General features: G+C 59.4%; 18 protein-coding genes and 4 tRNA genes. 17 read left to right on the forward strand and 5 right to left on the reverse strand.

The window, feature by feature from the left end; genetic code table 11:
- Window positions 1–211 precede the first annotated feature (211 nt).
- On the forward strand, window positions 212–1,441 hold the full coding sequence (gene trpB / locus ACNKH3_RS01385) for a tryptophan synthase subunit beta (RefSeq protein WP_420207975.1): 1,230 nt from the start codon (window positions 212–214) through the stop codon (window positions 1,439–1,441).
- Between the two features lie 153 nt (window positions 1,442–1,594).
- A complete protein-coding gene (locus tag ACNKH3_RS01390) occupies window positions 1,595–3,220 on the forward strand; it encodes a response regulator (RefSeq protein ID WP_417916921.1) in 1,626 nt (541 codons plus the stop codon).
- A 3-nt stretch (window positions 3,221–3,223) separates the two neighbouring features.
- Here ACNKH3_RS01390 and ACNKH3_RS01395 read toward each other — a convergent pair whose 3' ends face one another.
- The gene (locus ACNKH3_RS01395; protein WP_417916920.1) at window positions 3,224–3,517 is read right to left on the reverse strand and encodes an HNH endonuclease; all 294 of its coding nucleotides are present in this window, start codon (window positions 3,515–3,517) and stop codon (window positions 3,224–3,226) included.
- Window positions 3,504–4,793 carry a bifunctional folylpolyglutamate synthase/dihydrofolate synthase gene (locus ACNKH3_RS01400; RefSeq protein ID WP_417916919.1) on the reverse strand — a complete coding sequence of 430 codons (1,290 nt, stop codon included), beginning with the start codon at window positions 4,791–4,793 and terminating at the stop codon, window positions 3,504–3,506. Before ACNKH3_RS01400 ends, ACNKH3_RS01395 begins: the two co-directional genes overlap by 14 nt.
- Window positions 4,794–4,957: 164 nt before the next feature.
- On the opposite strand from ACNKH3_RS01400, the gene ACNKH3_RS01405 reads away from it, so the two are divergent.
- Genes ACNKH3_RS01405 through ACNKH3_RS01415 form a run of 3 tightly spaced genes read left to right on the forward strand, consistent with a single transcriptional unit; the run spans window position 4,958 to window position 6,589 of the window.
- The gene (locus ACNKH3_RS01405; RefSeq protein WP_420207976.1) at window positions 4,958–5,350 is read left to right on the forward strand and encodes a pancreas/duodenum homeobox protein 1; all 393 of its coding nucleotides are present in this window, start codon (window positions 4,958–4,960) and stop codon (window positions 5,348–5,350) included.
- A gap of 22 nt (window positions 5,351–5,372) precedes the next feature.
- Window positions 5,373–5,969: a class I SAM-dependent methyltransferase gene (locus ACNKH3_RS01410; protein WP_420207977.1), complete on the forward strand. Its 597-nt coding sequence runs from the start codon at window positions 5,373–5,375 to the stop codon at window positions 5,967–5,969.
- A gap of 59 nt (window positions 5,970–6,028) precedes the next feature.
- On the forward strand, window positions 6,029–6,589 hold the full coding sequence (locus ACNKH3_RS01415) for a hypothetical protein (RefSeq protein ID WP_420207978.1): 561 nt from the start codon (window positions 6,029–6,031) through the stop codon (window positions 6,587–6,589).
- A gap of 12 nt (window positions 6,590–6,601) precedes the next feature.
- Here the strand turns inward: ACNKH3_RS01415 and ACNKH3_RS01420 are convergent, their stop codons facing one another.
- Window positions 6,602–7,018 carry a secondary thiamine-phosphate synthase enzyme YjbQ gene (locus ACNKH3_RS01420; protein WP_417916071.1) on the reverse strand — a complete coding sequence of 139 codons (417 nt, stop codon included), beginning with the start codon at window positions 7,016–7,018 and terminating at the stop codon, window positions 6,602–6,604.
- Between the two features lie 61 nt (window positions 7,019–7,079).
- Between ACNKH3_RS01420 and ACNKH3_RS01425 the strand changes: the two genes are divergently transcribed.
- Window positions 7,080–7,784, forward strand: a complete 705-nt coding sequence (locus ACNKH3_RS01425) for a DUF1722 domain-containing protein (protein ID WP_417916070.1) — start codon at window positions 7,080–7,082, stop codon at window positions 7,782–7,784.
- An 8-nt stretch (window positions 7,785–7,792) separates the two neighbouring features.
- Here ACNKH3_RS01425 and murG read toward each other — a convergent pair whose 3' ends face one another.
- Both murG and ACNKH3_RS01435 read right to left on the reverse strand, forming a co-directional pair.
- A complete protein-coding gene (gene murG, locus ACNKH3_RS01430; RefSeq protein WP_417916069.1) occupies window positions 7,793–8,884 on the reverse strand; it encodes an undecaprenyldiphospho-muramoylpentapeptide beta-N-acetylglucosaminyltransferase in 1,092 nt (363 codons plus the stop codon).
- Between the two features lie 109 nt (window positions 8,885–8,993).
- Window positions 8,994–9,767, reverse strand: a complete 774-nt coding sequence (locus ACNKH3_RS01435) for an NERD domain-containing protein (RefSeq protein WP_420207979.1) — start codon at window positions 9,765–9,767, stop codon at window positions 8,994–8,996.
- A gap of 431 nt (window positions 9,768–10,198) precedes the next feature.
- Between ACNKH3_RS01435 and aprB the strand changes: the two genes are divergently transcribed.
- The 11 genes from aprB to ACNKH3_RS01490 form a co-directional block, all read left to right on the forward strand.
- On the forward strand, window positions 10,199–10,627 hold the full coding sequence (gene aprB / locus ACNKH3_RS01440) for an adenylyl-sulfate reductase subunit beta (RefSeq protein WP_417916067.1): 429 nt from the start codon (window positions 10,199–10,201) through the stop codon (window positions 10,625–10,627).
- Window positions 10,628–10,669: 42 nt separating this feature from the next.
- Window positions 10,670–12,688: an adenylyl-sulfate reductase subunit alpha gene (gene aprA / locus ACNKH3_RS01445; protein WP_420207980.1), complete on the forward strand. Its 2,019-nt coding sequence runs from the start codon at window positions 10,670–10,672 to the stop codon at window positions 12,686–12,688.
- Between the two features lie 306 nt (window positions 12,689–12,994).
- Window positions 12,995–13,402 carry a hypothetical protein gene (locus ACNKH3_RS01450; RefSeq protein ID WP_417915864.1) on the forward strand — a complete coding sequence of 136 codons (408 nt, stop codon included), beginning with the start codon at window positions 12,995–12,997 and terminating at the stop codon, window positions 13,400–13,402.
- A gap of 161 nt (window positions 13,403–13,563) precedes the next feature.
- Window positions 13,564–14,814 (forward strand): CoB--CoM heterodisulfide reductase iron-sulfur subunit A family protein, encoded by a 1,251-nt coding sequence (locus ACNKH3_RS01455; protein ID WP_417915865.1) that lies wholly within the window; start codon window positions 13,564–13,566, stop codon window positions 14,812–14,814.
- Window positions 14,815–14,832: 18 nt separating this feature from the next.
- Window positions 14,833–17,073 carry an FAD-dependent oxidoreductase gene (locus tag ACNKH3_RS01460; RefSeq protein ID WP_417915866.1) on the forward strand — a complete coding sequence of 747 codons (2,241 nt, stop codon included), beginning with the start codon at window positions 14,833–14,835 and terminating at the stop codon, window positions 17,071–17,073.
- A gap of 92 nt (window positions 17,074–17,165) precedes the next feature.
- On the forward strand, window positions 17,166–18,347 hold the full coding sequence (gene qmoC / locus ACNKH3_RS01465) for a quinone-interacting membrane-bound oxidoreductase complex subunit QmoC (protein ID WP_420207981.1): 1,182 nt from the start codon (window positions 17,166–17,168) through the stop codon (window positions 18,345–18,347).
- A gap of 111 nt (window positions 18,348–18,458) precedes the next feature.
- A tRNA-Thr gene (locus ACNKH3_RS01470) sits at window positions 18,459–18,534 on the forward strand.
- Window positions 18,535–18,597: 63 nt separating this feature from the next.
- A tRNA-Tyr gene (locus ACNKH3_RS01475) sits at window positions 18,598–18,683 on the forward strand.
- Between the two features lie 57 nt (window positions 18,684–18,740).
- Window positions 18,741–18,815, forward strand: a tRNA-Gly gene (locus ACNKH3_RS01480).
- A 19-nt stretch (window positions 18,816–18,834) separates the two neighbouring features.
- Window positions 18,835–18,909 (forward strand) — tRNA-Thr (locus tag ACNKH3_RS01485).
- 72 nt (window positions 18,910–18,981) lie between these two features.
- A partial coding sequence (locus ACNKH3_RS01490) for a GTP-binding protein (RefSeq protein ID WP_417916983.1) occupies window positions 18,982–19,121 on the forward strand: 140 nt, incomplete at its 3' end.

Here is a 19,121-nt window from a genome sequence, read left to right on the forward strand (position 1 = left end):
AAAGACATTGTCATTTTCGAGAAGTATTGAGAATTTGACAGCATCTGTTTGGAGATTTATTCATCACCATAATGATAGTATTTTATTTAATTGATCACTTATGGTTCACATTTACCAAAATTTGAGAAGATGTTCAGGCAGCGTTGATGTCAGGAAAATCATGGGTTATGCACTTATAACTTGAATTTAGCAAGATCAACAACAACACACCATGAAAAAAGGATACTTCGGACAATGGGGCGGGGCGTTCATCCCGGAAGTGCTGCATCAAACCTTTGCCGAGCTGAACGCGGCATACGAGGCGGCGCGGGCTGATGCCAGCTTTTGGCAGGAATACGTTGACCTGATGGCCAATTACTCTGGCAGGCCAACGCCGCTGACCTTTGCGGAAAACCTCTCCAATCAGCTTGGCGGGGCGCGGATTTACATCAAACGGGAAGACCTCAACCACACTGGCGCGCACAAGGCCAACAACGTCATGGGCCAAGGGCTGTTAGTGCGGCGGATGGGCAAGAAACGGGTCATTGCCGAGACCGGCGCGGGCCAGCACGGCGTGGCCACGGCGACGATGGCCGCCCGCTTCGGCTTTGCCTGCACGATTTACATGGGCGAAGAGGACGTTGCGCGGCAGCGGCCCAATGTTTTCTGGATGGAGAAGCTGGGCGCGACCGTGGTGCCGGTGAAAGACGGCTCGCGCACCCTCAAGGACGCGATCAACGAGGCATTCCGCGACTGGGTGGCGAGCATGGACACGACGCATTACGTGCTCGGCACCGCCTGCGGGCCGCATCCCTTCCCGGAAATGGTGGCGTGGTTTCAATCTATTATCGGCCAAGAGGCAAGGCGGCAGATCATCGAGCAGCGCGGCGCGATGCCGGACAGAGTGTATGCCTGCGTCGGCGGCGGCTCGAACGCGATGGGCATCTTCCAGGGCTTTCTTGATCAAAACGGCGTGGAATTAGTCGGCGTGGAAGCAGGCGGCAAAGGACTCGACACCGGCAAGCACGCCTCCCGCATGTTGAGCGACCGGGCTGCCGCAGGCGTGGCGCAGGGTTATAAAACCAAGTTCCTGCAAGACAGCGACGGCCAGATGCTCGACACGCATTCGATTTCCGCTGGGCTGGATTATGTCGGCATCTCGCCGATACTCGCTGATCTCGGCGAGAAAGGCCGGGTGCGCTTTGAGGCGGCCACGGATGATGAAGTGCTGGCCGCGCTTCAGCTAACCATGAAGACGGAAGGCATCATTCCGGCCTTGGAGTCCTCCCACGCCTTTGCTCAGGCCATCAAAGAGGCGCCGCAGATGTCGCCTGAGCAGGCGGTCATCATCAACATGTCAGGCCGGGGCGACAAGGACATTTTCACCATCGCCCACGCCTTCAACGATCCGTCGTGGCAGGAGTTCATTGTCCGCCGGGCTGAGGAGTACCGGCGGAGATAAAGGCTCGCCGCAGCGGAGCTGAGGAAAAATATTGCTAAAAATCATGAGATGCGATAGAGAGAAGCAGCGGCTCTGATGTTCAGTTATGAAAAGCCGCTGAATCTGCCGCAGGCGGCTTTCCCTGTGCGCCGAATGATTCCGGCTGTGGAACGTATGAGCGAAAAAAAACACACCCTCCTCATCATCGACGACATCATCGACAACCTGATGCTCTTGGGCGAGGCCATGTCGCCGGAGTACAAAATCAAGGTTGCCACCAGCGGCGCGCAGGGGCTGGAGCTGGCCATGCAGGAGCCGCTGCCCGATCTGATTCTTTTAGACATCATGATGCCGGGCTTGGACGGCTACGAGGTCTGCCGCCGTCTGAAGGCCGACAGCCGCACTCGGCAGATTCCGGTGATTTTTCTCAGCGCCTTGGACAAGGAGAGCGACGAGCTGCAAGGGCTGGACGCGGGCGCGGTGGATTTCATCACCAAGCCCTTCAAGCTGGAGATCGTCCGCGCCCGCATCGGCACCCAGATCGAGCTGCTGCGGATGCGGCAGCAGCTTCAGGAGGCGCGGCTGCGGGCTGAGGCGGCCTCGCAGTCGAAATCGGTTTTCCTTGCTAATATGAGCCATGAAATCCGCACGCCGATGAGCGCGATCATGGGCATGACCGATTTGGCCTTGGAAAAGGCCGTTGACCCGCAGCAGCGCAGCTATTTGGAGACGGTCAAGCTCTCGGCGGACTCGCTGCTCTCGCTGATCAACGACATTCTCGATTTCTCCAAGATCGAGGCCGGGCAGATGGAGCTGGACGAGCATCCCTTCATCCTCGCCGAGGCGGTGGAGGCTGCTGTCCGCACCGTCTCGGTGCTTTCGCAGGAAAAGGGGCTGGACATTGTCCTCGATCTCTCGCCGGAGCTGCCCAAGGCGGTGGAGGGCGACAGCCTCCGCTTCCGTCAGATCATCCTCAACCTTCTCAGCAACGCGATCAAGTTTTCGGAAAAAGGGCCGATCCGCATCGTCGTCGTCCCAGAGAAAATCGGCCCGGAGAGCGTCGCTGTGCGGGTCTCGGTGATCGACCGGGGCATCGGCATCCGGGCGGACAAAATCGGCACAGTCTTCACCGCCTTCTCGCAGGCGGACAGCTCGGTTTCGCGCAAGTTCGGCGGCACCGGCCTCGGTTTGGCCATCTGCCGTCAGCTCTGCGAGCTGATGGACGGCAGGATCTGGGTGGAAAGTGAATACGGCAAAGGCGCGACCTTCATCTTTGTCGTCATCTTCGGCCATGCCGCCGAGGAGCCGCCGCAGAAGCAGGCCGCCTGCACGCTGGAGGCGGCTAAGGTGCGCCCGGTGCGCGTCCTGCTGGTCGAGGACAATCCGGCCAACCGCTTCCTGCTCCGGGTGGTTTTGGAAAAATTTCAGCATCAGGTGACAGAGGCGGTGGACGGCATGGAGGCCCTGCACACCCTGCTGGAGGACGACCGCTTCGACCTGATTCTCACTGACGTGCAGATGCCGCGTCTGGACGGCTACAGCCTGACCCGGATCATCCGCAGCTGCGAGGAGGGCGGCGACGCGCTGTCGAACAAGCTGGACGCGGAACTGCGGGAGCGGCTGTGCAGCCGCCTGCATGGCCGCCGCCGCCTGATCATCGCCATGACCGCCAACGCCATGAGCGGTGATCAGGAAAAATGCTTCGCCGCAGGCATGGACGATTATCTGACCAAACCCATCAACCGCGAGCAGCTGGCCGCCACATTGCAGCGCTGGCTTGCCGACGATGGCGGCGCTTGACGCTCACAGCGCCTCCAGCTCCGGCGGCAGCGAGGCCCGCTTGGCGGTGTTGCATTCCTTGCAGCAAGGAACAAGGTTGTTTTTCACCGAGCGGCCTCCCAAGGCCAGCGGCACGACGTGATCCATGGTCAGCTCGCCGGGCACGAATTTTTGCTGGCAGTAATGACAGAGGCCGGGCGCAGTTTTCTGCTGCCACCAGCGGCTGCGGCGCAGGTCTCTCGCTTTGTTGCGCTCGGCGCGGATGAACGCCTCGTCCACGCCAAAGCTGAGATCGTCCCAGCCTTCATTCTTCCGCATCGGTCAGTCCTCCAAGCAGCAGCTCGCGGGCCGCGCCGATTAAGTACAGCGAGCCGGAAACACAGATCAAATCATCTTCCGCCGCCATAGCGCGCGCTTGATCAAGGGCCGCAGGAATCGAAGCGGCGCAGATGACCTTTGCCTGCGATGCTTCCGGCAAAACAGCGGCCAGCTGCTCCGGGCTGGCGGCCCGCTCTGAATCTGCCGCTTTGGTCAGAATGATGCGGTCAGCCAGCGGCGCGACCTCACGCAGGGCGGCATTGATGTCTTTGTCCGCCATTGCGCCCCAGACTAAAATCAGCCGCTGGCGGGGAAATTCGCTGCACAAGACCTCCCGGAGCGCGGCGGCGCCTGCCGGATTGTGCGCGCCGTCCAAGAGGAACTGCCTGCCCTCGCTGCGGAAATATTCCAGCCGCCCTGGCCAGCGCGTCTGCGCCAAGCCGCTGCGGATTTGCGCCTCGCTGATTGCCCAGCCTTGCCGCTGAAGCAGCTGCACAGCGGCCAAGGCCAGCGAGCAGTTGCTGATCTGATGGCCGCCGCGCAGGGGCATGGGCAGATCAGTCAGCTTCAGACCGTCCAAGCCCTGATACTGCCAGAGACTGCCTGCGCCGCTGCCGCTGAAGTCGCGGCCAAAAAGATAGAGCGGTGCCTGCCGTTCAGCGCAGGTCTCGCGGATGACTCTGCCGGACTCGTCCTCGGCGATGGCAGAGACCACCGGAACGGCGGGCTTGATGATCCCGGCTTTTTCCGCCGCAATTTTGGCCAGCGTGTCGCCGAGATGCTGCTCGTGATCCATGCTCACGTTGGTGATGACGGACACCAGCGGCGTGACCACGTTGGTCGCATCCAGCCTGCCGCCCATGCCCACCTCCAGCACGGCGAAATCAGTCTGCTGCTCCGCAAACCAGAGCAGGGCCAAAGCAGTGGTGCATTCAAAATAGGTGATCTGGCGGCCATCGAGCACCGACTCAATCCGGCTGATCAGGCGGGCGAAATCCTCCTTGCTGATGTACGTGCCGCTGATCTGGAAGCGCTCCCGCACCGAGCTGAGATGAGGCGAGGTGTAGAAGCCGGTTTTATAGCCAGCGGCTGTGAGCATGGCGTGCAATGCCGCGCCGACCGAGCCTTTGCCGTTGGTGCCCGCGATGTGAACGCAGCGCAGCAGCCGCTGCGGATCGCCGAGCCGGGCAAGAAAATGCTGCATGGAATCCAGCCCCAACTTGATCTTGAAAAGCTGGAGCTGGTCGAGAAAGTGCTGCGCCTGCTGGCAGTTCATGGCCGTTTTGCTGGAAGAAGTGATGATTTGCTGTCCGCCCGACTGTTTACCACAGCCGTCCGTCCGCTGCAATCAATGTGTTGACAGCGTCCGGCGGCGTGAGTAGATTTCCAGCAGCCGCGCATCAGCGCAATTGATCAAAGTTATCATTCAACCCGATTCCGATGAATTCCATGCACGAAATTTTCACCGAGGATGTCCTGAGTCAGCTTTTCCCCGCCCAGCGCACCGCCGATTTTTTTGAAGCCCTGTTCGGCGACGCGGAAGAAGGCGCGTATGACATCGCCCTGACCTTTAAAGGGCAGAACAGCGGCAGCCTGCATTTCAGTCTTGACCTGCACGAGCGGCCTGGCCGCTGCTTGGCCTGCAATCTGACCAGCGGCTTGCCGGAGGTTTTCGCCCGGCACAAGGTGATCAACATCGCCGGGCTGGTGACGGAGATCGAAAAGAAACTCGACGGCAAAGCCAAATGCGGGGACTGGAAGCTGGGCCGCACCCAGCAGGTGAGCAAAAGCCTGCATTGCATTCCCTTGCAGATCAGCTTGGCGCAGGCATAAAAATCTTGACAGGAGGCGGACAATGAAGGAAAAGCACGAGTGGGAGCAGCGGTATGAGAAAGAAGAGCTGCCGTGGGACAGCGGCCGTCCGGCAAGCTGTCTGACCGAGCTGATCGGCGCTTGGCCCAAATTTGACGGCAAGGCGCTGGAGGTCGGCTGCGGCACTGGCACCAATTCGGTCTGGCTGGCCGGGCAGGGCCTGCATGTCACCGGCATGGACATCGCCGCCGGCGCGGTGCGGCTGGCCCGGCAGCGGGCGGCGGAAAACGGGGTGGAGTGCCGTTTCATCGAGAGCGATTTTCTCAACGATCCGCTGGAGGACAGCGCGTTCGCTTTTCTTTTTGACCGGGGCTGTTTTCATGGCATGGACGAGGAGCGCCGCGCCCTCTTCGCCCGCCGGGCCGCCGCCTGCTTGGAGCGGGGCGGCCTCTGGTTCAGCCTGATCGGCAACGCCGACCAGCCAGCGCATGGCGACGGCCCGCCCCGGCTCTCGGCAGGGCAGATTTGCGCCGCTGTTGAGCCGTTTTTTGAAATCCTGCGGCTGGAGTCCTTTCTGCTCGACTCCAAGCGGCCTGCGCCGCCACGCTTCTGGCAATGCCTGATGCGGGTGCGGAAATAGTGTTGGCCGCCCTTGCAGCCGTTGCGTCCGCAACATAACAATGCTGGGAGAAAAACGCGATGATCAGGAGCATCCAAACTGCCGCCCTGCTGGCGGCTCTGCCGCTGCTCGGCGGCTGCGGGATCAAGGAGCGCGCCGAGGCGGTCTGGGACAACACGCCCGCAGTTTTGGAAAAACTGCCTTTTGTCGGAACAGGAAGCCAGCCGCCCGGCGGCGCGGCTTATCCGCCTGCGCAGCAGATCCGCACGATTTTCCGGGCTGATCAGGCCCGGCCCGGCTGCGCAGTTTTCGCGCATCTGCTGATCTGGATTCCGGCAGGCTCCAGCGGTCGGGGCATCGCCAAAACGGTCGAGCAGGAGGCCATGCGCTGGGGCGCGGACTTGCTGCTGATCGGCAGAAGCCGTCAGGCTGCAAAAGACAAGGGGCTGGATTTTATCTATTACGGCCCGGAGCAGCCCTACGACTGCCGGGAGCAGTGGGGCGGCTGGAAATTCGGCTACAGCGACTGGGTCAGCCAAGGCGGCTGGGTCAGCTTGGGCTATGACGAGTGGGGGCGGAGCGAGACGTGGTTCAACGTGCCGCTGACGGTGCAGGCGGCCTTCCTCCGCTGCCAGAACTGAGGGCGCGGGCGGCTATTCGCCGATGATTTTCACCAGCACCCGCTTTTTCCGCCGCCCGTCAAATTCGCCGTAGAAAATTTGCTCCCAAGGGCCGAAATGGAGTTTGCCCGCCGTGACCGCAACCACAACCTCCCGGCCCATGACCTGCCGCTTCAGATGCGCATCGGCATTGTCCTCATAGCCGTTGTGGCGGTACTGGCTGGTCGGGGCATGGGGAGCCAGCCGCTCCAGCCAGACTTCGTAATCATGATGGAGGCCAGCCTCGTCGTCGTTGATGAAGACCGAGGCGGTGATGTGCATGGCGTTGACCAAGCACAACCCTTCTTGAATGCCGGACTCCGCCAGACAGCGTTCGACCTCCGGGGTGATGTTGACAAAGCCCCGGCGGGCCGGGATCTCAAACCACAGTTCTTTGTGACAGCTTTTCATGGCGTTCCGGTCTGTTGAATTGTTGCTGTCAACTGCAAACCTTATGAGCTGAACAGCAGTCATGCGGATTTGGGACATCAGCCCGGGCTATCTCAACCGGCAGAGCCTGCTCGGCGAACATCGGGAGCTGCACGCGATCCTCTCCATTCTTGCGCTGGGGAAAAGGGGCTATTCCCGCCACCCGGAAACCCTGCGCTGGACTGGCTGCGGCCCGGCCCTTGCTTGGCGGCACCGGCAGCTCGCCTGCGAGATGACGCTGCGGGGCTGGCGGGAGCAGTCGCCGCCGCTGCCTCTCCCGCCCGGCGGCGAGGCGTGGCCTGTGGTGTACATCGACGAGCCTGCGGCGCAATTCGCGCTGCTGCGGGCCAAATACGTCGAACGCGAGCAGGGGCGGATTCCGCTGCCCCGCAACGCCCAGCAGCTTTGGAGCCAGCATAAATATTCCGTGCTGGCCCGCGATGTGCCGCTTTACCAGCAAATTGGCCGGGAACTTGCCGGAGGCCAAGCGGATTTCGTTGAACTGGCCCGGCTGCTGACTGAGCAGCTGCGGCAGCCGCCCAGCCAAGGCGGCCTGCGCAACGCCCTCCAGCATCTTTGGGGGCATGTCGCCGAGCTGCCGCCCGCGCCGGAAGAAAACCCCGCTGACTGGCCGCTGTGCAGGCTGCTGGAGGAGACGCGGCACCGGGCCATGCTCCACCGCGAGCCGTATCTGACCTCCTCCACCGCCCTCGGCGAGCTGATGCAGTGGACGGAGGAGCCAGCCTGAGCGCGTATTTACTTCTCCGCCAGCAGTGTCATGCACTCGGAGAGAATCCGCTCCGCCGCGTCCGGGACAGCCAGCTGCCGCATTGCCGCGCCAATTGCCGCCCGCCTCGCACTGTCTTTCGCCAGCTCCGCGACCGCTGCGGCGAGCTGCGCCGCAGTCAGCTCTGCTTCCCTGTACATCTTCGCCCCGCCGCCTGCAACGTAATAGCGCGCGTTGGCCGCTTGATGATCGTCCGCCGCGTGCGGATAAGGAATGAGGATGGCAGGCAGGCCCATCACCGCCAGCTCGGCCAGCGAGGTGGCCCCAGCCCGCGCCACGGCCAAATTCGCTTGCGCGTACACTGCGGCCATGTCCTTGATGAACGGTGCGACTTCAGCTGAAATGCCTGCGGCGGCGTAGCCAGCACGCACCTGCTCGGCATCGGCTGCGCCGGTCTGGTGAATCAGCCGGAAGGGCGTTTTTATTTTTTCTTTGAGAAGCCCGGCTGCTTCCAGCATCAGCAGGTTGACCCGGTGCGCGCCCAAGCTGCCGCCCATAACCAGCAGAGTGAATGGCTGGCCGCTTTTCTGCCCGCTCTGCTTCTTCTCCGCAGCAGCCAAAATCTCCGTCCGGACTGGATTGCCGGAAACCACGGTTTTCTTCGGCGGGAATGGATAGTCGCCGGGAATGGAAACAAAGACTTTATTGACAAACCGGGCGGTCAGGCAGTTGGCGAGGCCAAGAATGGCGTTTTGCTCATGGATGCAGGCTGGCACGCCGAGCAGCCGGGCCGCCAGCAGCACCGGCCCAGTGACATAGCCGCCCACGCCGAAAACCAATGCAGGCTGAAACTGCCGGATCAGGCGGGTCGCTTCCAGCACGGCCTTGGGCAGGCTGGCGAGGCTCCGCAGCCGGTGCGCCAGGCCCATGCCTTTCAGGCCCATGCAGCTGATGGCCTCCTGCCGGAAATCCAGCCCGGCCAGCGCGTCGCGGTCAAGCTGCCGCTGGGTGCCGATGAACATGATTTCGCAGCCAGGAAAACGCCGCCGCAGGGCCGCCGCCAAGGCGATGCCGGGAAAAAGATGGCCGCCGGTGCCGCCGCCGGTGATGAGTGTGCGCATGATCAGAGAGCGTTGAAGTTGCGGCGGAAGCAGCCCGCCGGTGCCGGATTCTCCGGCGGAAAAGGATATCCCGTCCGGGCGGCTTTGTCCATCAGGAAGTTCCGGTAGCTCAGGCATCCCGCACACCCCGGCACTGGGGAAATTTCGAGCAGCCCCAGAACGGCCTGCGGCTCTGCCGGGCCTCCCGCAGCCGCATCTCCGCGCCGCAGAGCGGGCATGGCTGCGGCTGCTTCTGCCGGGCGGCGGTGATGGCCCGCACATGCCGGACATGCCTGCGCCGGTTGCGGAAGCTATCTTTCAGTTGAACGGCCTGAATCGCTTTGACGACAGCCTCGGTCTGCGCCGCGCTGAAGAGCCGTTTTTTCCGGGCCTTGATGCAAGAAATCAGACCGTCAAGATCAACCACATTGTCCGGCATCGACGTGCCGAAAGAGCAGCTGCCGACAAAGACCACGAGCGAAAAAATCTGCTGTTCAGGAATGCCGAGCAACTCATGCAAGGTCTTGGTGTGCTTGTAATTCTGGTGGAGAGGATTCTGAAAGCTGCGCGTCTGTCCGCCGATCTCCTGCGTCCAATTTTTTTCCTGTCTGCTGCCGGAGATCAGTCCCCTCATATTTTTGGTCTCAATGACAAAAATGCCTTGCGGCACGACCAGCACGTGATCCAGCTGGGTGCTGCCGTCCTTGGTCGGCAGGAGGAGATTGCAGAACAGGCGGCAGTCTGTCCCGCCGAACTGCCGCCGGACAGCCCGGCGCACCCGCCGCTCGCCGAGCCAGCCTTTGCACCGCCGGGATCGGAGCAGCTTGACCAGCAGGACAGCGGGCAGCAGCAGCCAGAAGACTTTGATCAGCTCGGCAGCGAATTGCAGAAGATCGGCGGCCATGCGGCGGCTCCAGCAGCAGTTCAGGGGAGGCCGCAGGCAGTCAGCGCAACACTGCGGCTTAGCGGCAAGTTTATCACAGCGGCGGACGAAGGCAAGCCTTTCCTGCGAAAAAGCGGCGCGGCTCAGCGCCTTCCCGCTGATGGACTTTATGATTTTTTTTGATGAGAAAAACAACAAACCGGGCGATGCGTTTTTGGACGATTTTTCTTGACATTGAACGGACAAACAATTAATAAGTGATTCACTTGCAGCCGCGCGGCCCGAATTGCTCCGGTTTTGAAAAATTCAATAAAATCGGCAAGTTATTTTCAATGCGCCGAATTCTATCACAAATAACAGAATGTTGCGGTTTCTGCGGGTCAACTGCGGTCAATCTTAATGTGGCGGCGTTCCTCGCTGTCATCAGGAAAATCCAATAGGAGGTAGTTTAAATGCCAAGTTTCGTCAATCCTGAAAAATGTGATGGTTGCAAGGGCGGCGACAAGACCGCCTGCATGTACATCTGCCCCAACGACCTGATGGTGCTCAACGTTGAGGCGATGAAGGCATATAACCAAGAGCCGGATGCCTGCTGGGAGTGCTACTCCTGCGTCAAGATCTGCCCGCAGGGCGCCATCGCGGTGCGCGGCTATGATGACTTTGTGCCGATGGGCGGCCAGGTGCATCCGATGCGCTCGTCCGATTCCATCATGTGGACGATCAAGTTCCGCAACGGCAACATCAAGCGCTTCAAGTTCCCGATCCGCACCACCGCCGAGGGTTCTGCCAACGCCTACGCCGATGTCAAAGGCGCGAACCTCGATGACGAGTGCCTGGCACTGGAGACCGCGCTGAAGGCTCCGACCATGCTCGCGAAATAACAGCTTTCAACTGAATCTGATCAGATAAAGGAGACATTGAACATGGCTTTACCTAACAAGCCGAAAGGCGAGCTGGCTGCGGTTGCCAATCCGGCCATTGTTGAGCATAACTGCGACGTGCTGATCGTCGGCGGCGGCATGTCCGCCTGCGGCGCGGCCTTCGAGATCAAAAAGTGGGCGCCTGCCGACATGAAGATCATCCTGGTTGACAAGGCCGCGATGATGCGTTCCGGCGCAGTTGCTCAGGGTCTGTCCGCCATCAACACCTACATTGGCGACAACGCGATTGAGAACTACGTGAAGATGGTCCGCAACGACCTGATGGGCGTGGTGCGCGAGGATCTGATCTACGATCTGGGCCGTCACGTGGACGAGTCCGTGAAGCTGTTTGAGGAGTGGGGCCTGCCGATTTGGAAGAAGGCTGAGGACGGCTCCAACTTGGACGGTGCCAAGCCGGCCAAGAGCCTGCGCGAGGGCGGTCAGCCTGTGCGCACCGGCAAGTGGCAGATCATGATCAACGGCGAGTCCTATAAGTGCATCGTTGCTGAGGCTGCCAAGAAGGCGCTGGGCGAAGAAAACATCATGGAGCGCGTTTTCATCGTCAAGATGCTGCTGGACAAGAATCAGCCGAACACCATCGCCGGTGCAGTTGGTTTCTCCACCCGTGAGAACAAAGTTCACGTCTTCACCTGCAAGACCGCTATGGTTGCTTGCGGCGGCGCGGTCAACATCTTCCGTCCGCGTTCCACTGGCGAGGGCAAAGGCCGTGCATGGTATCCGGTATGGAACGCAGGTTCCACCTACACCATGTGCGCTCAGGTTGGCGCGACCCTGACCATGATGGAGAACCGCTTCACCCCGGCCCGCTTCAAAGACGGTTACGGCCCGGTTGGCGCATGGTTCCTCCTGTTCAAGGCCAAAGTGTCCAACGGCAACGGCGAGTTCTACGCCATGGGCGACGCAGCCAAAGAAGAGCTGAAGAAGTTCATGCCGTACGGTGCTTCTGCGGTTACTCCGACCTGTCTGCGCAACCACCTGATGGTGAACGAGTTCAAAGCAGGTCGTGGCCCGGTGTACATGGCTACCGACGTGGCACTGAACTCCTTCCTCGACGAGCTGCGCGCTCAGGGCAAGAACGAGAAGGATGTTGCCAAGTTCTGGAAGCATCTGGAGTCTGAGGCATGGGAGGACTTCCTCGACATGTCCATCGGCCAGGCTGGTCTGTGGGCGGGCATGAACATCGAGCCGGAGAAAGTCGGCTCCGAGATCATGCCGACCGAACCGTACATGCTGGGATCCCATTCCGGCTGCTGCGGCATTTGGACCTCCGGCCCGAACGAGAGCTGGGTGCCGGATGTTCAGGGCAAGCCGCGTTCGCATCAGTACAAGTGGGGCTACAACCGCATGACCACCGTCAACGGCATGTTCACTGCTGGTGACGGCGTTGGCGCTTCCGGTCATAAGTTCTCTTCCGGTTCCCATGCTGAAGGCCGCATCGTTGGCAAGCAGATGGTGAAGTATTGCCGCGACAACGCCAGCTTCAAGCCTGAGCTGGCCCAGACCGCAGCCGAGCTGGCCGCTGAGATCTACGCACCTGTAACCCGTTACTTGCAGCATGTCGGCGCCACCACCGCTGCCGATGTCAACCCGAACTACTGCAAGCCGCAGGGCATCATGATGCGCCTGATGAAGGCCACTGACGAGTACGGCGGCGGTGTTGCCACCTACTACATGACCTCCGGCAAGATGCTGAACATCTGCCTCGACCTCCTGCGGATGCTGCGCGAGGATGCCGAGAAGATGGCTGCTGGCGACCTGCATGAGCTGATGCGCGCTTGGGAGAACTACCACCGCATCTGGTGCGTGGAGACCCACATCCGCCACATCGAGTTCCGTCAGGAGTCCCGTTATCCGGGCTTCTACTACCGCTCTGACTACCCGACCGTTGACGATGCCAACTGGAAGGCGTTCGTCAACTCCACCTTCGATCCTGCAACCAAGGAGTGGAAGTGCGAGAAGGTCGAGTGCATCAACATCGTTGAGACCGAGCCTTGGATCTAATCTAAGCGGCTGCGGACAGGGCTGATTGCAGCTTCTGTCCAGCATAGCGGTCTGCGCGGTTTTATCGAGTGAGAATCTCCAGACCTCGTCAACGGGGTTTGGAGATTTTATATTATGAACAGCAGCATGGTTATGATTCATCAGTTTTTTGGTACTGTGAGAAATCAAACGTAAAGACAAACGGGATTATTGAGGACTTTATAGTCTTTTGAAAGGTAATAGGTGAGGCAGTGACAGGTTATAACGACTTGTTAGAAACAAAAAATCTGATAACAAGTAGTAATTAGCGGTGTGGAGAAACTGTCAATGTTTGAGTGGAAATATGTAGTTCCAGCAATTACAGGCATCTTTGGTATTATTATAGGCCATATACTTTTAACACATAGAGAAGACCAGAAAAGAAAAAAAGAGATAAGAATTGAATACCTTATAGAGGCCTTTAGAAAGTTAGAACGCGGTAGTACACCTGTCGCAGGAGCATATCGAAGTGAGGACTTTGAATCAGCCATAGCAGATATTCAATTATTGGGTGAAACAAACCAAGTTCAATTGGCACATCAATTTTGTGTGGCCGCAAGCTCAGGTGATGGCTCCCTGCTACAGAATCTTTTAGAGGATTTACGAGAGCAACTTAGAACTGAGTTGAAACTAGGTCATAAAGAGTTGCCGCCGATAAGACCATTTCGTCTAAAACAAATCAAAACAAATAAGTGATGATAGCCTGTGAGTGATGAATAAGTAATCTTTGATTATTATCTTTTTTGGATTTAACAGAACAATTCTGTTTGATTTGTGCCGCAGGACATCTGTCATGCGTTGCAGGTGAACCAGAATAAGTAATTTATCAATACCAGCAGTTTTTATGGAGGTTTGGCATGAGCAATGCTGCGAAAACTGGTGCGGTGCTGGTTGTGGGCGGCGGCATCAGCGGACTTACCGCTGCGCTGGAAGCTGCGGAAGTTGGCAAGGACGTGTTCCTTGTTGAACGGAATCCGTACTTCGGCGGTCGTGTGGCCCAACTTAATCAGTATTTTCCGAAACTTTGTCCGCCGTCCTGCGGCTTGGAAATCAACTTCAAGCGGGTCAAGAACAACCGCAAAATCCGCACTTACACCATGACCACGGTCAAGTCGGTGTCGGGCGGGCCGGGCAACTACGAAGTGACGCTGGAAACCGCGCCGCGCTATGTCAACTCCAACTGCACTGCTTGCGGCGACTGCGCTCAAGCCTGCACCGACGAGATCGACAACGCCTTCAACTTCGGCATGAACAAAACCAAGGCGATTTATCTGCCGCATGAAATGGCCTTCCCGCGCCGCTACGTGCTGAATAAAAACGCCTGTTCTTCAGCCTGCTTGGAAGCGGTCAAGGGTGCCTGCAAGTACAACGCCATTGACACCGACATGCAGGCCGAGACCTTCACCCTGCATGTCGGCTCCATCGTCTGGGCCACCGGCTGGAATCCCTATGACTCCAGCAAGCTGACCAATCTCAAGCCGGAATCCTCCTCCGCGATCATCACCAACATGATGATGGAGCGCATGGCGGCGGACAACGGCCCGACCGGCGGCAAGATCGTCCGTCCCGGCGACAACAAGGAGATTGAGTCCATCGCCTTTGTTCAGTGCGCAGGCTCCCGCGACGAGAACCATCTCGAATATTGCTCCTACATCTGCTGCATGGCCACCTTCAAGCAGATGACCTATGTCCGCGAGCGGTATCCGAACGCCAAGATTTATGTCTTCTACATTGACCTGCGCACGCCGGGCAAGTACGAGCATTTCCGCGAGAAACTGCGGACGGATGCCAATGCCCAGTTCATCAAGGGCAAGGTCGCTGACATTGTCGCCGAGAGCGACGGCGGCGTGACCGTGATCGCAGAAAACGCTGTCACCGGCGAGAAAATCCGGCAGAAAGTTGACATGTGCGTTCTGGCCACCGGAATGCAGCCCGCCCTTGGCGAGCAAGGCAAGGCATTGGGCCTGAAGATGGACGGCAACGGCTTTGTGGTTTCCGAGCCTGAGAAGGGCATGATCGCCGCAGGCTGCGCCAAGTCCGCCGCTGATGTCTATACCTGCGCCCAATCCGGCACCGCCGCCGCCCTGAAAGCCATCCAGACCGCATAGCAGGAGGAGAAGAGAACAATGAGCAAAGTATATGGTGCGTACCTCTGCACAGGCTGCGGCATTGGCAATGTCTTAGATGCCGAGGGCTTGAAAAACGCCGCTTCCGAGACCGGCATCGAGATGCAGGAGCATGACTGCCTCTGCGGCGCGGAAGGCTTGGCCCTGATCAACAAGGACATCGCTGAGAAAGGGGTCAACACCCTCGTGATCTGCGCCTGTTCGCCCCGCGTGATGCAGGACGTGTTCAGCTTCGGCGAAAACACCATCACCATCCGGGGCAACCTGCGCGAGCAGGTGGCTTGGGTTGCCGGTGATGCTGAGAAGGGCGACGAGTTCATTCAGGAGCTGGGCGAGGACTATGTCCGCATGGCCGTCACCCGCGCTCAGAAAAGCGAGCTGCCCAAGCCCTATCTGCTGGAGAACATCAGCAAGAAGATTTTAGTCATGGGCGGCGGCATCGCCGGTCTGACCGCAGCGACTGAGGCCGCCAAGGCGGGCTACGAGGTGACGCTGGTCGAAAAAACCGCCAAGCTCGGCGGCAAGGCTCTTGGCTGGCGGAAAATGTTCCCGACTGCGTATCCGTATTCCGAGCTGGAGCAGCCGAACATCGAGCAGCTCGTCGCCGCCGCTACCGGCAATCCGAAAATCACTGTCAAGACCGAGACCGAGGTGGCCCGCATCGGCGGCGCGCCCGGCGCGTTCAAGGTTTCCTTCAAGGCCGCTGGCAGCAAAAACGAGTGGGACGCTCCGGCCAAAGTGACCGTTGACGAGCAGGAGAAGATCGACAAGGGCGAGAAGGAAGATCCCAACGCCGGTTTGCAAAAATACACCGCTGTGGATGATAATGCGGAGGTTTACGGCGCAGTGGTTTTGGCCACCGGCTGGCGGCCTGCGGATGTTTCCGAGTACGAGCATCTCGGCTACGGCAAATTGAAAAATGTCGTCACCAACGCCGAGTTCGAGAAGCTGGCCAAGGAAGGCAAGGTTCCGGGCAAAGTCGCCTTCATCCAAAGCCCCGGCGGCAAGGACAACGACCGCGATTTTCCCTACTGCAACTCTGTCACCTCAATGGTGGCTCTGAAGCAGGCTCAGTATGTCTGCGACGACAACGAGAACGGCCAAGCCTACATCCTTTATCAGCATATCCGCACCCCCGGCAACACCGAGCTGTTCTACAAAGGGATGCAGCAGCGCGACGGCGTGTTCATGACCAAGGCCGCTGTGACCAAGGTTGAGGAATGCGGTTCTGGCCTGAAAGTGACTGCTGAGAACACCCTGCTTGGCGAGAACTTGGAACTGAACGTGGACATGGTGGTTTTGGCCGCAGGCATGGTGCCGACCACCGCCGACGCGCCCACCGTCAACTTGGCCTACCGCCAAGGCCCGGCCTTCTTGGATTTGGATTTATTTGACGGCTACGCCGACTCCCACTTCATCTGCTTCCCCTACGAAACCCGGCGCACTGGTGTGTACACCTGCGGCGGCGTGCGCAAGGCGGAGACGATGGAGGAGACCATTGACGACGCAACCGGCGCGGCACTCAAGGCGATTCAGTGCATTGAGTCCGCCAACCGTGGCGTGGCCGTGCATCCGCGTTCCGGCGATATGACCTTCCCGGACTTCTTCTTCCAGCGCTGCACCCAGTGCAAACGCTGCACCGAGGAATGCCCCTTCGGCGCACTCGACGACGATGCGAAAGGCACCCCGCTGCCCAACCCGACCCGCTGCCGCCGCTGCGGCACCTGCATGGGTGCCTGCCCGGAGCGGATCATCGGCTTTGCTGATTACAACATCGACATGATCGGCTCGATGGTCAAAGCCATCAACGTGCCGGATGACGACGAGGACAAGCTCCGCATCGCCGTCTTTGTCTGCGAGAACGACGCATATCCAGCCCTTGACATGGCGGGAATGCGCCGCAACAAGCTCAACACGCTGGTGCGCTTCATTCCGGTGCGCTGTCTTGGCTCGGTGAACATGGTCTGGATCAAGGACGCGATGTCCTCCGGCATGGACGGCGTGCTTCTGCTTGGCTGCCGCTACGGCGACAACTACCAGTGCCACTTTGTCAAAGGCTCCGAGATCGCCAACCGCCGCATGGCCAACATCGGCGAGACCCTCGGCACCCTTGGTCTGGAGCCGGAGCGCGTCGCCGCCGAGCAGGTGGCGATCAGCGACTACGACAAGATTCCCGGCATCATCGAGAGCTTTGTCGAGTCCATCAAAGAGATGGGGCCGAATCCCTTCAAGGGCTTCTGATCTCCCTGCCGCGCTGAACTTTCGCCTGCCGGACGCGCTGTTCGGCAGGCGGCGGCCAAACGGTCATCTTTCAGGAGAACAATATTGTGAACATGCAGCCAGATATAGACTTTATCAAAGAAATGAAGGAAGCAGGCGGCGACACGCTGAAAAAATGCTTCCAATGCGCCACCTGCTCGGTGGTCTGCCCGCTGTCCACCGACAAAAATCCTTTTCCCCGCCAGCAGATGCTCTTCGCCCAGTGGGGCCTGAAGGACAAGCTGCTCGGCGACCCCAGCGTGCTGCTCTGCCATCAGTGCGGCGACTGCACCGCCTACTGCCCGCGCGGTGCGCGGCCCGGCGATGTGATGGGCGCGATCCGCGCTTCCGCTTACAGACACTATGGCTGGCCGTCCTTTTTGGCCGATCTCGCCAGCAAGGGCCAGAACCTGCCGATCCTGCTCGCCATTCCGATGGTGACGGTCTTCATCATGTGGATGATTTCCGGCTCGCATGTGCCGGAGGCGAAAGACTTTCTCGACATCGGCTACAGCCAGTTTTTTGGCCACTGGGATTTCAAGCTGCTGCCGAAGACGACCTTTTTCATCGACTTCTTCATGATTCCGACCGCCGCGCTGTCCGTTTTCGCCGCTGTCAGGGGTGTGATGGCGATGTGGAAGAAGATGTCGGAAAACGCCGGAGTGACAGAGACCTTCTCCAAGCCCTCGCCGGTGCAGTTCGTGAAAGAGTTCCTCTGGCCGTCGGTGGTCGAGATCGTCCGGCATGACCGCTTCAAAAAATGCGAGGCCAATCAAGACCGCGTGCAGGGCCATCAGCCACTGATGTGGGCCTTCATCGCCCTTCTCTTTGTCACCGCCTACTCCTTCTTCGCCCAGGATTTTCTCGGCCAGTTCATCGAAGGGATGCACGGGCCAATGTCCATGTGGAATCCGGTCAAATGGGTGGCCAACGTGGCGGCTGCCGCCTTGATCTTCGGCGTGTACAAGCTCTGGCGCAACCGCAGCCGCATGGAGGCGGAAGGCTGCGCTCAAAACACCTTCTATGACTGGTTCCTGATCTGGATGATCATGGCCGTCGGCGTGACCGGTCTCGGCGCGCAGCTGCTGCGGCTCGTCGGCAGCCCCTCGCTCGGCTACCTGACCTATTATCTGCACTTGGTTTCGGTCATGATGCTCTTCCTTTACATGCCTTACACCAAGTTCGCCCATCTGGTCTACCGGACTTTCGCGCTGGCCTTTGAACGCTACCGCGATTCCGCCTACGTCAAGGGCTGAACTGCCCGCCGCGCCGCCCGGAAGCGTGTCTTCCGGGCGGCACCGGATGCAGATTCCGCAAAAAAGGCTTGACTTCTGTTTTTTTTTGACTATAATAACCCCGCATCTTGTGCTGGCGTAGCTCAACTGGCAGAGCACCTGATTTGTAATCAGGCGGTTGCGGGTTCAAGTCCCATCGCCAGCTCCAGCGCAGCCAGAGCGCGGCGGAGAGAGGCCGGAGATTCCGGCTCCTGTCCGCTGAATTCTGTTTGGAGGGGTTCCCGAGCGGCCAAAGGGATCAGACTGTAAATCTGCCGGCTCATGCCTTCGGAGGTTCGAATCCTCCCCCCTCCACCATCCTGTCGCGGCGGCGCGAGGCTTTCAGGCGCGGTTCCGCCGGTTGAAGAGCAGCAAGCGGGAATAGCTCAATGGTAGAGCATCAGCCTTCCAAGCTGAGGGTTGCGGGTTCGAGTCTCGTTTCCCGCTCCAGATCGCAAGAAATACGCAGGCCCACGTAACTCAGTGGCAGAGTACCTCCTTGGTAAGGAGGAAGTCATCGGTTCAAATCCGATCGTGGGCTCCATGTTGAAACGTAGTCGTTGTCAGGCGGCAGCAACCGGCTGGTGAGATTTGTTTTTTGTCTGAGGAGACAGAAATGGCAAAAGAAAAATTTGAGCGGACGAAACCGCACGTCAATGTCGGGACCATCGGTCACGTTGATCACGGAAAGACCACGCTGACAGCGGCGATCACCCGTGTGCTGGCGACCAAGGGGATGGCCAGCTTCGTCGATTT

It is taken from the genome of Candidatus Electronema sp. JC, from assembly GCF_048287365.2.
Classification (GTDB): domain Bacteria; phylum Desulfobacterota; class Desulfobulbia; order Desulfobulbales; family Desulfobulbaceae; genus Electronema.

Coding starts and splice junctions, on each gene's coding strand:
- ACNKH3_RS01420 (WP_417916071.1), bottom strand. CDS start 7,018: ATGAAAAGCTGTCACAAAGAACTGTGGTTTGAGATCCCGGCCCGCCGG.
- ACNKH3_RS01400 (WP_417916919.1), bottom strand. CDS start 4,793: ATGAACTGCCAGCAGGCGCAGCACTTTCTCGACCAGCTCCAGCTTTTC.
- ACNKH3_RS01410 (WP_420207977.1), top strand. CDS start 5,373: ATGAAGGAAAAGCACGAGTGGGAGCAGCGGTATGAGAAAGAAGAGCTG.
- trpB (WP_420207975.1), top strand. CDS start 212: ATGAAAAAAGGATACTTCGGACAATGGGGCGGGGCGTTCATCCCGGAA.
- ACNKH3_RS01405 (WP_420207976.1), top strand. CDS start 4,958: ATGAATTCCATGCACGAAATTTTCACCGAGGATGTCCTGAGTCAGCTT.
- ACNKH3_RS01415 (WP_420207978.1), top strand. CDS start 6,029: ATGATCAGGAGCATCCAAACTGCCGCCCTGCTGGCGGCTCTGCCGCTG.
- aprA (WP_420207980.1), top strand. CDS start 10,670: ATGGCTTTACCTAACAAGCCGAAAGGCGAGCTGGCTGCGGTTGCCAAT.
- ACNKH3_RS01435 (WP_420207979.1), bottom strand. CDS start 9,767: ATGGCCGCCGATCTTCTGCAATTCGCTGCCGAGCTGATCAAAGTCTTC.
- aprB (WP_417916067.1), top strand. CDS start 10,199: ATGCCAAGTTTCGTCAATCCTGAAAAATGTGATGGTTGCAAGGGCGGC.
- murG (WP_417916069.1), bottom strand. CDS start 8,884: ATGCGCACACTCATCACCGGCGGCGGCACCGGCGGCCATCTTTTTCCC.
- qmoC (WP_420207981.1), top strand. CDS start 17,166: ATGCAGCCAGATATAGACTTTATCAAAGAAATGAAGGAAGCAGGCGGC.
- ACNKH3_RS01455 (WP_417915865.1), top strand. CDS start 13,564: ATGAGCAATGCTGCGAAAACTGGTGCGGTGCTGGTTGTGGGCGGCGGC.
- ACNKH3_RS01450 (WP_417915864.1), top strand. CDS start 12,995: ATGTTTGAGTGGAAATATGTAGTTCCAGCAATTACAGGCATCTTTGGT.
- ACNKH3_RS01460 (WP_417915866.1), top strand. CDS start 14,833: ATGAGCAAAGTATATGGTGCGTACCTCTGCACAGGCTGCGGCATTGGC.
- ACNKH3_RS01425 (WP_417916070.1), top strand. CDS start 7,080: ATGCGGATTTGGGACATCAGCCCGGGCTATCTCAACCGGCAGAGCCTG.
- ACNKH3_RS01390 (WP_417916921.1), top strand. CDS start 1,595: ATGAGCGAAAAAAAACACACCCTCCTCATCATCGACGACATCATCGAC.
- ACNKH3_RS01395 (WP_417916920.1), bottom strand. CDS start 3,517: ATGCGGAAGAATGAAGGCTGGGACGATCTCAGCTTTGGCGTGGACGAG.